Source organism: Streptomyces sp. NPDC002018 (assembly GCF_042890865.1).
Lineage (GTDB): Bacteria > Actinomycetota > Actinomycetes > Streptomycetales > Streptomycetaceae > Streptomyces.
Genome location: NZ_JBIASO010000006.1, coordinates 319,692 through 333,710, shown reverse-complemented (window position 1 = coordinate 333,710; position 14,019 = coordinate 319,692). Strand labels below are relative to the sequence as shown.

At 70.5% G+C, this 14,019-nt stretch carries 14 protein-coding genes and 1 pseudogene; 10 read left to right on the top strand and 5 right to left on the bottom strand.

Translation table 11 applies throughout. The annotated features are described in order from the left end of the window. The first annotated feature begins 140 nt into the window (after positions 1 to 140). The 4 genes and pseudogenes from mqnE to ACFYYH_RS12810 form a co-directional block, all read left to right on the top strand. A complete protein-coding gene (gene mqnE, locus ACFYYH_RS12825) occupies positions 141 to 1,319 on the top strand; it encodes an aminofutalosine synthase MqnE (RefSeq protein WP_388549520.1) in 1,179 nt (392 codons plus the stop codon). A gap of 9 nt (positions 1,320 to 1,328) precedes the next feature. Then, positions 1,329 to 1,859, top strand: a complete 531-nt coding sequence (locus ACFYYH_RS12820) for a GNAT family N-acetyltransferase (RefSeq protein ID WP_388549518.1) — start codon at positions 1,329 to 1,331, stop codon at positions 1,857 to 1,859. 73 nt (positions 1,860 to 1,932) lie between these two features. Continuing rightward, positions 1,933 to 2,229, top strand: coding sequence for a DUF4229 domain-containing protein (locus ACFYYH_RS12815; protein ID WP_388549516.1), 297 nt, complete (start codon positions 1,933 to 1,935; stop codon positions 2,227 to 2,229). Between the two features lie 572 nt (positions 2,230 to 2,801). Further along, a pseudogene (locus ACFYYH_RS12810) lies at positions 2,802 to 3,287 on the top strand (long-chain fatty acid--CoA ligase); the annotation flags it as partial. Positions 3,288 to 3,614: 327 nt separating this feature from the next. On the opposite strand, the gene ACFYYH_RS12805 reads toward ACFYYH_RS12810, so the two are convergent. Continuing rightward, on the bottom strand, positions 3,615 to 3,818 hold the full coding sequence (locus tag ACFYYH_RS12805) for a cold-shock protein (protein WP_017948713.1): 204 nt from the start codon (positions 3,816 to 3,818) through the stop codon (positions 3,615 to 3,617). Between the two features lie 356 nt (positions 3,819 to 4,174). Here ACFYYH_RS12805 and ACFYYH_RS12800 point away from each other — a divergent pair, with 356 nt between their 5' ends. The 5 genes from ACFYYH_RS12800 (at position 4,175) to ACFYYH_RS12780 (ending at position 10,092) form a co-directional block, all read left to right on the top strand. Beyond that, positions 4,175 to 5,041: a menaquinone biosynthetic enzyme MqnA/MqnD family protein gene (locus tag ACFYYH_RS12800; RefSeq protein ID WP_388549513.1), complete on the top strand. Its 867-nt coding sequence runs from the start codon at positions 4,175 to 4,177 to the stop codon at positions 5,039 to 5,041. Positions 5,042 to 5,267: 226 nt separating this feature from the next. Next, a complete protein-coding gene (locus ACFYYH_RS12795) occupies positions 5,268 to 7,094 on the top strand; it encodes a serine/threonine-protein kinase (RefSeq protein ID WP_388549511.1) in 1,827 nt (608 codons plus the stop codon). Between the two features lie 236 nt (positions 7,095 to 7,330). Further along, a complete protein-coding gene (gene mqnC, locus ACFYYH_RS12790) occupies positions 7,331 to 8,545 on the top strand; it encodes a cyclic dehypoxanthinyl futalosine synthase (RefSeq protein WP_388549509.1) in 1,215 nt (404 codons plus the stop codon). A gap of 100 nt (positions 8,546 to 8,645) precedes the next feature. Continuing rightward, positions 8,646 to 9,305: a hypothetical protein gene (locus tag ACFYYH_RS12785; RefSeq protein ID WP_388549507.1), complete on the top strand. Its 660-nt coding sequence runs from the start codon at positions 8,646 to 8,648 to the stop codon at positions 9,303 to 9,305. A 94-nt stretch (positions 9,306 to 9,399) separates the two neighbouring features. Then, entirely contained in the window at positions 9,400 to 10,092 is a 693-nt protein-coding gene (locus ACFYYH_RS12780) for a demethylmenaquinone methyltransferase (protein ID WP_388549505.1), read from the top strand. Positions 10,093 to 10,204: 112 nt separating this feature from the next. Here the strand turns inward: ACFYYH_RS12780 and ACFYYH_RS12775 are convergent, their stop codons facing one another. Beyond that, a complete protein-coding gene (locus tag ACFYYH_RS12775; protein WP_388549504.1) occupies positions 10,205 to 10,726 on the bottom strand; it encodes a GNAT family N-acetyltransferase in 522 nt (173 codons plus the stop codon). A gap of 107 nt (positions 10,727 to 10,833) precedes the next feature. Between ACFYYH_RS12775 and ACFYYH_RS12770 the strand changes: the two genes are divergently transcribed. Next, positions 10,834 to 12,120: a geranylgeranyl reductase family protein gene (locus tag ACFYYH_RS12770; protein ID WP_388549502.1), complete on the top strand. Its 1,287-nt coding sequence runs from the start codon at positions 10,834 to 10,836 to the stop codon at positions 12,118 to 12,120. 42 nt (positions 12,121 to 12,162) lie between these two features. Here ACFYYH_RS12770 and ACFYYH_RS12765 read toward each other — a convergent pair whose 3' ends face one another. The 3 genes from ACFYYH_RS12765 to ACFYYH_RS12755 all read right to left on the bottom strand — a co-directional run bounded on the left by ACFYYH_RS12765 (position 12,163) and on the right by ACFYYH_RS12755 (position 14,003). Then, entirely contained in the window at positions 12,163 to 12,711 is a 549-nt protein-coding gene (locus ACFYYH_RS12765) for a glycoside hydrolase family 25 protein (protein WP_388549500.1), read from the bottom strand. Between the two features lie 235 nt (positions 12,712 to 12,946). Next, complete coding sequence (locus ACFYYH_RS12760) at positions 12,947 to 13,141, bottom strand: DUF397 domain-containing protein (protein WP_388549498.1); 195 nt, start codon at positions 13,139 to 13,141, stop codon at positions 12,947 to 12,949. A gap of 10 nt (positions 13,142 to 13,151) precedes the next feature. Further along, positions 13,152 to 14,003 carry a helix-turn-helix domain-containing protein gene (locus ACFYYH_RS12755; RefSeq protein WP_388549495.1) on the bottom strand — a complete coding sequence of 284 codons (852 nt, stop codon included), beginning with the start codon at positions 14,001 to 14,003 and terminating at the stop codon, positions 13,152 to 13,154. Positions 14,004 to 14,019: the final 16 nt, after the last annotated feature.

Here is a 14,019-nt window from a genome sequence, read left to right as displayed (position 1 = left end):
GACAGGCGGGGACGGCCGGGCGGGGACGGACAGGCGGGTACGGCCGGGCGGGACGGCAGGACGGAGGGCCGCGTCGGCGCTGTCCGACCGGGGGCGTAGGCTCGACTGGCCCGATTGGTAGACGTATGGGAGGCGGCCTGATGACTGCATCTGTCCAAGATGTGGGTCTCAAGCGCGAGCTGGAGGAGAAGGTCAGGGCCGGGGAGAGACTGACCCGCGAGGACGGCATCGCCCTGTACGAGACGGACGACCTGGCCTGGCTCGGCGGTCTCGCCCACGAGGTGCGGACGCGCAAGAACGGCGATGTCGTCCACTTCAACGTCAACCGTCATCTCAATATGACGAACGTGTGCACCGCCTCCTGCGCGTACTGCTCGTTCCAGCGCAAGCCGGGCGAGAAGGACGCGTACACGATGCGCATCGAGGAGGCCGTCCGGCTCGCCAAGGCGATGGAGGGCGAGAGCCTCACCGAGCTGCACATCGTCAACGGCCTGCACCCCACGCTGCCGTGGCGCTACTACCCGCGCTCGCTCAGCGCCCTGAAGGAGGCCCTTCCGCAGGTCTCCCTCAAGGCGTTCACCGCCACCGAGATCCACCACTTCGAGACGATCTCGGGGCTGTCGGCCTCCGAGATCCTCGACGAACTGATCGACGCCGGGCTCGAATCGCTGACCGGCGGCGGCGCCGAGATCTTCGACTGGGAGGTCCGGCAGCACATCGTCGACCACAACACCCACTGGGAGGACTGGTCGCGCATCCACCGGCTCGCGCACTCCAAGGGGCTCAAGACCCCCGCGACGATGCTGTACGGGCATATCGAGGAGCCGCGCCACCGGGTGGACCATGTCCTGCGGCTGCGTGAACTCCAGGACGAGACCGGCGGTTTCCAGGTCTTCATCCCGCTGCGCTACCAGCACGACTTCGTGGACATGAAGGACGGAAAGGTACGCAACCGCCTTCAGGCCCGTACGACGATGGCCACCGGCGCGGAGGCGCTGAAGACCTTCGCGGTCTCCCGGCTGCTCTTCGACAACGTGCCGCACGTCAAGGTCTTCTGGGTGATGCACGGCGTCCAGACCGCGCAACTCGCCCTCCAGCACGGCGCGGACGACATGGACGGCTCGGTCGTCGAGTACAAGATCACGCACGACGCGGACAACTACGGCACGCCCAACAAGCTCAGCCGTGAGGATCTGCTCGACCTCATCCGCGACGCGGGCTTCCGGCCCGTCGAGCGGAACACCCGTTACGAGATCATCCGCGAGTACCCGGGGCCGGATTCCGACCGCCGCGAGTCCCCGCAGCCGATGCGGGTCTGAGAGCGCGCGATGGCACTCGTGTTCACGCTGGACCCGCCGGTGGACCGCGCCCTGCGCGACGGCGTTCTCGCGCTCTGGACGGATGTCTCGAACGCCGACGGCGCCGTGGGGTTCGTCCCGCCGGTGACGGCCGACGACATACGGCCCGAGCTGGTCAAGCATCTCGCGGCGATGGCGGACGGCCGCTGCCGGCTGCTGGTCGGGTACGACGAGGAGGGCACCGTCGCCGCGACGGTGTTCCTCACGCTCAACACCCACCGGCTGATGCGGCACTGGCTCTGGCTCTACACCGTGATGATCCATCCCCGGCACCAGGGCAAGGGGTACGGCCGCGATCTCATGGCCGCCGCGGCCGAGGCCGCGCGCGGTATCGAGGGCATCGAGGCCATCCGGCTCACCTGCCGGGGCGGCACGGGCGTCGACCGGTTCTACGCCTCGTGCGGCTACAAGGAGGTGGGCCGCGTGCCCGACGCGATCAGGGTCGCCCCAGGTGACGACCGTGACGACATCGTCATGCTGCTCCCCCTGAATCAGTACTGAACGGGACGTGCTTGACTGGTCGGGCAGGACCTGCCCGGCAGGAACCAGGACCCAGGAAGAGAGAAGGCCCGCTGTGACCGCTGCGAAGACAAGCGCCACGATCCGGTACACCGCGATGCGCCTCGGCATCTTCGCCGGCTGTTTCGTCGTCGTCGCCGGCCTGGTCCAGGTCGGCGCGCTGCCGAAGGGGCTCGGTGACTCCAACTTCATCTGGGTGCTGCTGCTCGCCCTGGTGATCTCGGCGCCGCTCAGCCTGGTCCTGCTCCGCAAGCAGCGTGACGAGATGTCCGCGCAGCTCGTCACCAAGGTCGACGGGGCCAAGGCGAAGCTGGAGGCCAACCGGGCCCAGGAGGACGGCGCGACCCAGTAACGGCCGCGCCCGGTCACGGCCGCGCCCCGGTCAGGGGCCCTGGCTACGGGCCCCGGCCGACGGCGCGCGCCCGCGGGCGCCCGTCCGCTCTCGTTCCTCGCGACACCCCGGCCCCGGAGCCGTCCCTCCGGCGCCGGGGTGTTTCCGTGGAGCCCCCGTGCGGATCGTGCCCGGCCAGTGTCCGGACTTCCCGGCGGGTCGTAGGTTCTACCGCGAACCAGGGTTACTCACGGGGCAGGAGCGGGCCGGGACGCCTTCCCTCCTGTCCCGCGCACTGGCCTCGAAGACGAGGAGCCGCACGTGTCCGCCGCCCAGCCCGCCGATGCCCCGCCGTCGCCTTCGCCGTCCCTGTCGCCGGTCGAACCGGAGAAGCTCCGTGTGGACGGGACCGTCAGAGAAGTCTCCGTACCCCCGCTGGTCCCGCCCGTCAGGACCGGCTCACTCGCCGACATCCCCTTCGACAACGCCCGTGAGGCCCCGGACGAGGTCGTCCTCAGCCGCAAGGAGACCGAGGGGACCACGAGGCCGGGGGCGGGGCCCGGGAGACGCCCCGGCTGCGCGCGGCGGGGCCCGATGACGGCTGGTTCACCACCGGGGACCTGGGGGCGCTGGACGAGGACGGCTATCTCACGATCACCGGCCGCAAGAAGGACATCATCACCTCGGCCGGCAAGAACGTCTCCCCGGCGCCCCTGGAGGACTGGCTGCGGGCCCATCCCCTGGTCAGCCAGTGCATGGTGCTGGGCGACGACCGGCCGTACATCACCGCCCTGATCACCCTCGAACCGGACGGTCTCGCCCACTGGCGGCAGATGAGGAAGAAGCAGGGCGTCCCGCTCTCCGCGCTGGTGGAGGACGAGGAGCTGCGCGGAGCGCTCCAGCGCGCGGTCGACGAGGCGAACCGGCTGGTCTCCCGCGCCGAGTCCATCCGGCGGTTCCGGGTGCTGCCGGTCGACTTCACCGAGGAGAGCGGCCATCTGACCCCCTCGCTCAAACTGAAGCGGGAGGCGGTCGCGGAGGACTTCGCCACGGAGATAGACGGGCTGTACGCGCCGTAGTGCCGCGCGTGCCGCGGGGATCTCCGGGCCCGCTGGGCCGCCGGGCCCGCTGGGGCCGCCAGGCCTGCTGGGGCCGCCGAGCCCGCCGGGGCCGCCAGGCCTGCTGCGGCCGTCGGGCCTGCTGGGGCCGTCGGGTTCCGGTCGGGCGGATCCGCCGCGACACGCCCGGCGGGAAAGCACGGCCGCGAAGTCGGGACAGGCCGCGAAGCGGCCGGGACGGGAAGGAACCGGGAGCCAAGAGGCAGGAGCCCTGCTTACCCCACCCGAGTGGGGTAAGCAGGGCTCCTTGGTACTGCGTAAGTCGTGCGCGATCGCCGACCCGGGCAACTAGGCCGGGGTGACGTTCTCCGCCTGCGGGCCCTTCGGGCCCTGAGTGACGTCGAAGTTCACGACCTGGTTCTCCTCGAGGGAGCGGAAGCCGGTCGCGTTGATCGCGGAGTAGTGGACGAAGACATCCGGGCCGCCGCCGTCCTGGGCGATGAAGCCGAAGCCCTTTTCAGCGTTGAACCACTTGACGGTTCCGGTAGCCATAAGCCCTCCTTGGGCCAAAGGGTTGCCCTGCTCCAGAACCTGCAAAGAAGTCTGAAAACTACAAAAGCCTGCGGGTCACATGCTCCGCAGGCTCTGTACTGCAAGGGAAACCAAACTGCAACTTGCGGCGAGCCTAGCACGCACTCCGCGCTCGGCGGTAGAGGGAAAGATCACTTCACCCGGACGTTTGTATAGGCGTCTGACGTGCTGACGAACCACGCCCCGGGGCGTTCGCCCGTACCGCACGGGTCTAGCCTCGCGATGTGGACAGTCCCGTGGAAAACACAGAGGCAGAGACGGCGCCGGAGACGGCGGACTCGGCGTCGGAGTCAGCGGCATCGCCACAGGTGGCCCCTGTGGCTGGACCCGCCGGAAGTGATCACGCCCGCAGCCGGCCACGTGTCGGCCATATCCAGTTCCTGAACTGCCTGCCCCTCTATTGGGGGCTCGCCAGGACCGGAACCCTTCTCGATCTGGAGCTGACGAAGGACACGCCGGAGAAGCTGAGCGAACAGCTCGTGCGGGGCGAGCTGGATATCGCCCCCATCACCCTTGTCGAATTCCTCCGCAACGCCGATGACCTTGTCGCATTCCCCGATCTCGCGGTCGGCTGCGACGGGCCCGTCATGTCCTGTGTGATCGTTTCGCAGGTGCCGCTGGAGCAGCTCGACGGTGCCCGGGTGGCCCTCGGCTCCACTTCTCGTACATCCGTACGACTTGCTCAGCTTCTGCTCGCCGAGCAGTACCGCGTCGAGCCCGAGTACTACACCTGTCCGCCCGATCTCGGTCTGATGATGCAGGAGGCCGAGGCGGCCGTCCTGATCGGTGACGCCGCGCTGCGCGCCTCGCTGCACGACGCGCCCCGGCTCGGGCTTCAGGTCCACGATCTGGGGCTGATGTGGAAGGACTGGACCGGGCTGCCGTTCGTCTTCGCGGTCTGGGCGGCGCGCAAGGACTATCTGGCGCGTGAGCCGGCGGTCGTACGGAAGGTCCACGAGGCGTTTCTCGCGTCCCGGGATCTCTCCCTTGAGGAGGTCGCGAAGGTGGCCAAGCAGGCGGCGCGCTGGGAGACCTTCGACGCGGAGCTGCTGGAGCGCTACTTCACGACGCTCGACTTCCGCTTCGGTCCCGAGCAGCTCGCCGGCGTGCGGGAGTTCGCCCGCAGGACGGGGCCGACGACGGGCTTCCCGGCCGGGGTGCGCGTGAAGCTGCTCTCGCTCTGAGCCGGCACCGTTCATGTCCGGGCAACGCGTTCGTACGCCGCCGTTCCCCTCGGCGCCGACCCGCCCCCGAACCGCTTTGCCGCCCGCCGCCGGACCCGTCCGCGCTTCCCTCCCGGGGACCGTTCCCGACCCGTTCCGACCCGTCCCGGCCCGGGGCGTCAGCCCCTACGCTGCTCTCTACAGGCGTGCTGTCCACAGGCGCTGACATGACGGAGGGGGACGGGGCATGCGGCCGCTGGAGGCAGGTGACCCGCAAGCCATCGGCCCGTACCGGCTGCTCGGGCGGCTGGGGTCGGGCGGGATGGGCCGGGTCTATCTCGCGCGCTCGGCGGGCGGCCGTACGGTCGCGGTCAAGGTCGTCCATCCGCACTTCGCGACGGACGAGGAGTTCCGGGCCCGCTTCCGGCGCGAGGTCGAGGCGGCCCGGCGTGTCGGCACGGGTCCCGACGGACCCCGCTGGTCCGCTCCGGTGCTGGACGCGGATCCGGAAGCGGCCGTTCCGTGGGTGGCCACCGGCTATGTGGCGGGCCCTTCGCTGACCGAGGCGGTCGCGGGCCACGGACGGCTGCCCGAACACTCGGTACGGGCGCTGGGCGCGGGGCTCGCGGAGGCGCTGACGGCCGTCCACGCCCTGGGGCTCGTCCACCGGGACGTCAAGCCCTCCAACGTCCTGCTCTCCCTCGACGGCCCCCGGCTGATCGACTTCGGTATCGCCCGCGCCACGGACGGCACCGCCTCGCTCACCTCCACCGGTGTCTCGGTCGGCTCGCCGGGCTATATGTCGCCGGAGCAGATCCTCGGCAAGGGCGTCACGGGTGCGGCCGACGTCTTCTCGCTGGGCGCGGTGCTCGTCTACGCGGCGACGGGCGAGAGCCCCTTCCCCGGCGACTCCTCGGCCGCCCTGCTCTACAAGGTCGTGCACGAGGAACCCGAGCTGGGCGAGCTGGGGGGCGATCTGCGGGAACTGGCCGCGCGCTGTCTCGCCAAGGACCCGTCCGCCCGGCCCGCGCCGGGTGAGATCGCGGGCGCGCTCGCACCCGGCGGGGCCGCGGGGCTGGTGGCCGCGGGCTGGCTGCCGGGGCCCCTGGTCGAGGAGGTGAGCAGGGCGGCGGTGCGGCTGCTGGACCTGGAGGCGGCGGCCCCGGCCGGGGGTGACGGGCACGGCTTCCCGGCACGGGGCGGCGCGCCGCTGGGGGTCTTCGGGCCGCCGCACGACCCGGTGACGGATCCGGGAGCGGCGGACGCGGGAGCGAATCCGGTACGGGACGCCTCTCTTCCCGGGCAGCGCACGTCGGACGGGCGGCTGTCGGTCTCCTTCACCACGGACGCCGGTATGGGTCCGGGCAGTGGCAGTGGCAGCGGCCCCGGCGTGGGAACGGGAGCGGGCGCGGGGACGGGAGCGGGTAACGGCCCCGGCACCGGCTCCGGTCGTCGCGGGCGCACGGTGAGCTGCACGGTGGCCCTGACGGTGGCGGGCGCGCTGGCCGCGGTGATGGTGGGCGGCGCCTTCCTCCTCGACCTGCTGCCGGGCGGCGGGCGCGACGGCGGGAGCGACCACTCGGCCTCCCGCCCGTCCTCTGGCGTCACAGCCTCCGACGCGCCGCCCGATGTCACCGCACCGCCCGACGCCGCCGAACCGTCCGGCTCCGGCTCCGGTTCCGCCTCGGACCCGGGCACCCCGGTCACCGACGTCCCCGCGGAGTTCATCGGCACCTGGAAGGGGCCGACGAGCGAGCGGAGCGGGGTGACGCACGGCGATGCCACCGCCGTGATCAGCGCGGGCGGCAGGGGCGACGACGTGGTGCGTATGACGTACACCCTCTCCGTACTCGGCGTGGAGACGGAGTGCCACAGCATCGGCGCCTTCGACTCGGGTACCACCCGCCGGCTCCGGGTCACGGAACGGACCGACGAGGACGACGCCGGTACCCAGGGGCTGTGCACCGGCGCCGAGGCCGGACTGACCTTCACCCTCACGGGTGATGGGGCTCTGCTCTACCAGTCCGATGAGACGGCGGCCGGCACCCCGAGCGGCACGCTCACCAAACAGTGAGCCGAAGCCACGAGCCACGAGCCACGGGCCGTGAGCCCGAGCGACGAGCCGTGAGCCGTGAGCCCGAGTAGTGAGCCCGAGCCGTGAGCCCGAGCCGTGAGCCCGGCCGGTGAGCGGCGGCCGGTGAGCCGCGGCCAACCGGCCGATCCCGTCGGGGTCATGGCGCCCACGGTCCGCGACACGCCCTGACGTAGGCTGGACCGTCGTCACAGCCCCCTTGGGAAGGACCCGCCCCGGTGACCGAGAAGGCCGACCCCACGTCCGTACACGTCACTGGTGTCCTCGACCGTGCCGCCGCGGGCGGTCGTATCACCCCCGAGGAGGCGCTCGACCTCTACCGCTCGGCGCCGCTGCACGCGCTGGGCGCCGCGGCCGACGCGGTGCGCCGCCGCCGCTACGCCGGCACGGAGCACATCGCGACGTACATCATCGAGCGGAACATCAACTACACCAACGTCTGTGTGACGGCCTGCAAGTTCTGCGCCTTCTACGCCGCGCCCAAGGACACCGCCAAGGGCTGGACCCGCGACCTCGACGACATCCTGCGCCGCTGCGCGGAGACCGTGGAGCTGGGCGGTACGCAGATCATGTTCCAGGGCGGCCACCACCCGGACTACGGCGTCGAGTACTACGAGAAGCACTTCCGCGCCATCAAGGACGCCTTCCCGCAGCTCGTCATCCACTCCCTCGGCGCCTCCGAGGTCGAGCACATGGCCCGGATCTCCGGTGTCTCCGTCGAGGAGGCCATCCGCCGTATCCACGAGGCGGGGCTCGACTCCTTCGCCGGCGCGGGCGCCGAACTCCTGCCCGCGCGGCCGCGCAAGGCGATCGCGCCGCTCAAGGAGTCCGGCGAGCGGTGGCTGGAGATCATGGAGACGGCGCACGGGCTGGGTGTCGAGTCGACGTCCACGATGCTCATGGGCACGGGCGAGACCAATGCCGAGCGCATCGAGCACCTGCGGATGATCCGGGACGTACAGGACCGCACGGGCGGCTTCCGCGCCTTCATCCCGTACACCTACCAGCCCGAGAACAACCATCTGAAGGGGCGGACGCAGGCCACCCTCTTCGAGTACCTGCGCATGATCGCGATCGCCCGGCTCTTCCTCGACAACGTCGCGCACATCCAGGGCTCCTGGCTGACGACCGGGAAGGAGGTCGGCCAGCTCTCGCTGCACTACGGAGCGGACGACCTCGGCTCGATCATGCTGGAGGAGAACGTCGTGTCCTCGGCCGGTGCCAAGCACCGCTCCAACCGGCTGGAGATCATCGATCTGATCCGCAAGGCCGGCCGCGTCCCGGCGCAGCGCGCCACGACCTACGAGCACCTCGTCGTGCACGACGACCCGGCGAACGACCCGGTCGACGACCGCGTGGCCTCGCACATCTCGTCCACGGCGATCGAGGGCGGTACGGCCCATCCGGAGCTGAAGCTGCTCAGCGCCAACTGAGCCGCCGGGACCGCGCCGCCATGCTGTCGTCCGTACCCGCCGGGCCGTCCGTACCCGCCGGGCCGTCCGAGCCGACCGGACCGTCCGGAACGAGCTGTCCGTGCTGACGATCCACCGTGCCGAGCTGCTGCTCCCGGGCGCGGGCCGCGCGCCCGTGCCCGGGGGCGCGGTGCTGATCGAGGGACGTACGGTGGCCGCCGTCGGCCCGTACGAGGAGCTGGCCGCCGCGCGCCCGGCGGCCCGGGTCCGGAGCTGGCCGGGGGTGATCACGCCCGGTCTGCGCAATCCGTACGGTCCCGAACTGCTGGAGCGCGCCTACCATCCCGATCCGCGCGAGGCCGACGAGCTGGGGACCGAGCCGCTCATGGGCGAGGCGCTCGCCGCGCTGGAGATGACCGACGCCCGCTGGGGCGCGAGCGCGCGCCGCGGAGTGGGGCGGATGCTGGCGCACGGCACGGTCGCGGTCGCGGGGGATCTGCGGCGGGTCCCCGTGGCGGACGCGGTGGCCCGCGCGGGGCTGAGGGTCGAGGAGCGCTTCACGGACCCGCCGGGACCCCCGTCGCTCGATCCCTTCGCCGCGGGACGCCCGGCCGGGGAGGTGTTCACGCTCCCCCCGCTGGATCACGCGGGCGGGGACGCCGACTTCGCGGTGTTCGCCGTACCGGCGGAGGGCGATCCGTACGCGGCGCTCGCCCGGTACGGCGCGGGCAGTTGCGTGGCCACGGTGCTGGCCGGCCGGCTGGTCCACCGCCGCCGCTGACCCGGAGGCCGTCCGGTACCGCCCGGCCGGGGTGAGGGGCCGGGGGAGCCGCCCCGGTTTCGGGACGGCGCGGCGCGGGGGACACAATGGACGCGTGACCCGCGCATCCCTGGACAAGCAGCCGCATGAAGTCGCCTCCATGTTCGACGACGTGGCGGCCAACTACGACCTCACCAATGACGTGCTCTCGCTCGGCCAGGACCGGGTGTGGCGCAAGCAGGTCGCCAAGGCGGTGAACGCCCGCCCCGCCGAGAAGGTCCTCGACCTGGCCGCGGGCACCGCGACCTCCTCGCTCCCCTTCGCCGCGACCGGCGCCTATGTCGTGCCCTGCGACTTCTCCCAGGGCATGCTGCGGGAGGGCAAGCGGCGCCACCCGTGGATGCCGTTCACGGCGGGGGACGCGACGCGACTGCCGTTCGCGGACGAGGTCTTCGACGCGGTGACGATCTCCTTCGGCCTGCGCAATGTGCAGGACACGGACCGCGCGCTGAGCGAGCTGTACCGGGTGACGAAGCCGGGCGGCCGGGTGGTGATCTGCGAGTTCTCGCATCCGACCTGGGCGCCGTTCAGGACCGTGTACACCGAGTATCTGATGCGGGCGCTGCCGCCGGCCGCGCGCGCCGTCTCCTCCAACCCCGACGCGTACGTCTATCTCGCCGAGTCGATCCGCGCCTGGCCGGACCAGCCCGCGCTCGCGGCGCGGTTGCAGGCGGCGGGCTGGTCCGAGGTGGCCTGGCGGAATCTGACCGGTGGGATCGTGGCGCTGCACAGGGGCGTACGGAACTGAACCGGGCCCGCGCGTCGGCCCCCACCGTTTCGGTGCCCTCAGCCTCGGGCCCCACCGTCTCGGCGCCCACCGCCTCGGCCCCCTCGGCGTCGGCCCCCACAGCGTCGCGGGCCTACAGCTCCAACCGGAAGCAGTGCGCCCGCTGTTCTGCGCCGTACGCCGTGAACGGATAGGTCTCCACCAGCTCCATCCCCAGCCGCCGGGTCACCGCGACCGAGCGCTCGTTGCGCGCGTTCACCATCGCCACGACCCGGCCCACGCCCGCCGCCCGCACCCGCTCCAGCGTGGCCCGCGCGGCGGCCGTCGCGTAACCGCGGCCCCAGTGCGCCCGGCCGAGACGCCAGCCGATCTCGATCTCACCGACCGGCCCGAAGGACGGGTGCGGCCAGGGCTGGGCGCCGGTGAAGCCGATCACCTCGCCGTCCTCGTCCAGCATCGTCCAGAGGCAGAAGCCGCGTTCGGCGTCGTGCCTGCGCTGGCGGGCCGTCAACTCCTCGTACACCGAGAGCTCCGCCGCTGTACCGCCGTGGAACTCCATCACATCGGGATCGTCGAACACCCGGTGCCAGGTGAGCGCGTCCTCGTCGGTGGGGACGCGGAGCTGCACCACGGGGGCGGGGAGCGGCGTGGTCATGTTGTTCATGAGAGCAGCCCTTCAGTGGAGGCGTCGGTGCGCCCCCATAGACTGCACATGTCCAGTGCCGTCCGGTACGCAATTTCGAGTCTTCGGGAGATCCCGCCGTGACCGAGCCCCGCTCCGAAAGCACCGCGGATGTGATTGTCGTCGGCGCCGGCCCCGCCGGTTCCACGACCGCGTACTACCTGGCCAAGGCGGGCCTGGACGTCCTGCTGCTGGAGAAGACGGCGTTCCCGCGCGAGAAGGTCTGCGGTGACGGGCTCACCCCGCGTGCCACCAAGCAGTTGGTGTCGATGGGCATCGACATCTCCGAGGAGGCCGGCTGGCTGCGCAACAAGGGCCTGCGGATCATCGGCGGCGGGGTCCGGCTCCAGCTCGACTGGCCGGACCTGGCCTCCTACCCGGACTACGGACTGGTCCGCAAGCGGGACGACTTCGACGAGCAGCTCGCCCGGCAGGCGCAGAAGGCGGGCGCGCGGCTGTACGAGCGCTGCAATGTCGGCGCTCCGATCACCGACGAGCGCACCGGCCGGATCACCGGCGTGCACGCCAAGCTGGGCGAGGAGAAGACGCCGGTCACCTTCCACGCGCCGCTGGTCGTCGCGGCGGACGGCAACTCGACGCGGCTGTCGCTCGCGATGGGGCTGCACCGGCGCGAGGACCGGCCGATGGGCGTGGCCGTCCGTACGTACTTCACGTCCCCCCGCCATGACGACGACTATCTGGAGTCGTGGCTGGAGCTGTGGGACCGCCGGGGGCCCGGCGAGGACCGGCTGCTGCCCGGGTACGGCTGGATCTTCGGGATGGGCGACGGCACGTCCAATGTCGGTCTCGGTGTCCTCAACACCTCCGACTCCTTCAAGGAGCTGGACTGGCGCGAGGTGCTGAAGGCGTGGTGCGCGTCGATGCCGCAGGAGTGGGGCTACACCCCGGAGAACATGACGACGCCGATCCGGGGCGCCGCGCTGCCGATGGCGTTCAACCGCCAGCCGCACTACACCAAGGGTCTGCTGCTGGTGGGGGACGCGGGCGGTCTGGTCAACCCGTTCAACGGGGAGGGCATCGCGTACGCCATGGAGTCGGGCCAGATCGCGGCCGATGTGATCGTCCAGGCGCATGCCCGTGCCACCCCGGCCCAGCGCGAACTGGCCCTGCACCACTACCCGAGGGTCCTCAAGGACACCTACGGCGGGTATTACACGCTGGGCCGCGCGTTCGTGAAGCTGATCGGCAACCCGAAGGTCATGAAGCTGGCGACCCAGCGCGGTCTGACACATCCGCTGCTGATGAAGTTCACGCTGAAGATGCTGGCGAACCTGACGGACCCGACGGGCGGCGACGCGATGGACCGGATCATCAACGGTCTGTCGAAGGTGGCCCCGAAGGCCTGACCCTCCGGTGCGGACGGCTGGCGCCTTCGGGCGCCGCCCGTCCTACCCGTCCGCCCACTTCCGCAGCGCGGCCCGGTCGGTGAACGCGCCGACGTTGGTGTCGACCGGGGTGTCGGTGTACTGGTGGAACCTCCACCTGGCCTTGATCCGAGGTTCTCCGGGGGTGACGTAGTCCGCGATCCACAGGGCGTCGCCCGCGTCGCTGGTGGTGTCCCGGTTGAGCCAGTAGTACTGCCCGCAGTACAGGCCGACGCGGTGCGTGGCGCCCCGGAGCCGCTTCACCTCCGCGAGGAACGCGTCCTTCTCGGCGCAGGAGACCCCGTCGTCCTCCCAGTCCGCGAAGAGCGGATCGCCCTCGATGCTCGCGCACTCCTCCACGAAATACCTGGCCTGGGCCTTCATACTGCCGGGGCGCAGAAAGTGGTAGAAGCCGACCACCAGCCCGGCCGCCCGCCCGTGCGCGGCCTGTGCGTTCATCTTCGGATTGATGTACGAGGTGCCTTCGGTGGCCTTCACAAAAACGAACGAGAGTCCGTTGGTACTGAAGGTTGAATTTTGATGTGATGAAACGTCGATCCCACGAATACTCATGGGTGGTACCTCCTGGGGGCGGTGCACTTCGTTCGTATCTGCTGTTCTACCCAGGAGCGAAAGACGCCGACCACCCACGGGGCGACGGTGTTGTGTGCGAGTGTCGTATAAATGAACGGCCTCGGTCGGCGAACGGCCTGCGGCCCGGCGAGGTTACGCGAGTGGGGGCGTCGGCCTGTCGGCCGGTTCCGCCGTCACGCGACTCAGCAGGAACGGGGTTCAGCCGGAACGGCCTTCAGTCGACGAAATGGTCGAACTCGCCCGCTTTGACGCCGAGTATGAAGGCGGCGAGCTTCTCGGGTGTCGTGGCGATGATCTCGTCCGGCTGTTCGCTCTCGCGGATGAGGATGGCTCCACCGTCACGCCGGACGCCGACACACGAGTTTCCCGCCTGGCAGTATGAGGATTCCTGCCACGTTCTGTCAGACATCTCGAACCTTTCACAAATTCACTGTTATATGACGGATAAGGTCGCGTGATTCATCCATGGAAAGCGCCTTGGACTTCATCCGGTCCAGGAGATTCCGGTAGTTGCGCAGTTGCGTGGGGGAGTCGAGGAAAGCGACACCGTGGGTGGCGTCGAGCTGAACGGTGTCGAGCGCGCGGACATCGCCCAGGGCGTAGAAGATCGACTGTCCGGACCCGGCGAATCCACCGGCGCTGAACGGAATCACCTGAATCGTGACATGGTCGCGCTCGCTGACGCTGAGGAGGTGTTCCAGTTGGCCTCGCGCCACCTTCCGTCCACCGAACTGCATATGCAGCGCGGCTTCGTGGATGACCGCCTCGTAGCTCGGCGGCCGCTCGCCCTTCAGGATCACCTGGCGCCGCAGACGATGGCTGATGCGCCTTTCGAGATCGGCGTCCATCAGCGGTGGATCGGTCTCCGCGAAGATGGCGTTGATGTGTTCCTCGGTCTGGAGCAGACCGGGGATATGGGCGATCTGGTAGGTGCGCAGCGCGCGGCAGTGGTGTTCCAGCTCCGCGATGTCGAGGAAGTCGGCCGGGAGGACCTCGTGGTAGTCCGTCCACCAGCCCCTGGTCCGGTCCTCGGCGATCCTGACCAGGGCCTGGACGTACTCCTGGTCGTCGCAGCCGTAGATGGAGGCGAGGGCGCGGATGCGCTCCCCGCTCACGCCGAACCGCGCGGTCTCCATATGGCTGATCTTCGTGTGATCGATCCCGAGGAGGCGTGCGGCCTCGCGCGAGTTGAGGCCGGCGGCATCTCTGAGCCGTCGCAACTCCGCGCCGAGACGGCGCTGTCGAGCGGTGGTGACTGTCCTCGGTGGCATGCCGCAAAGTGTGCCC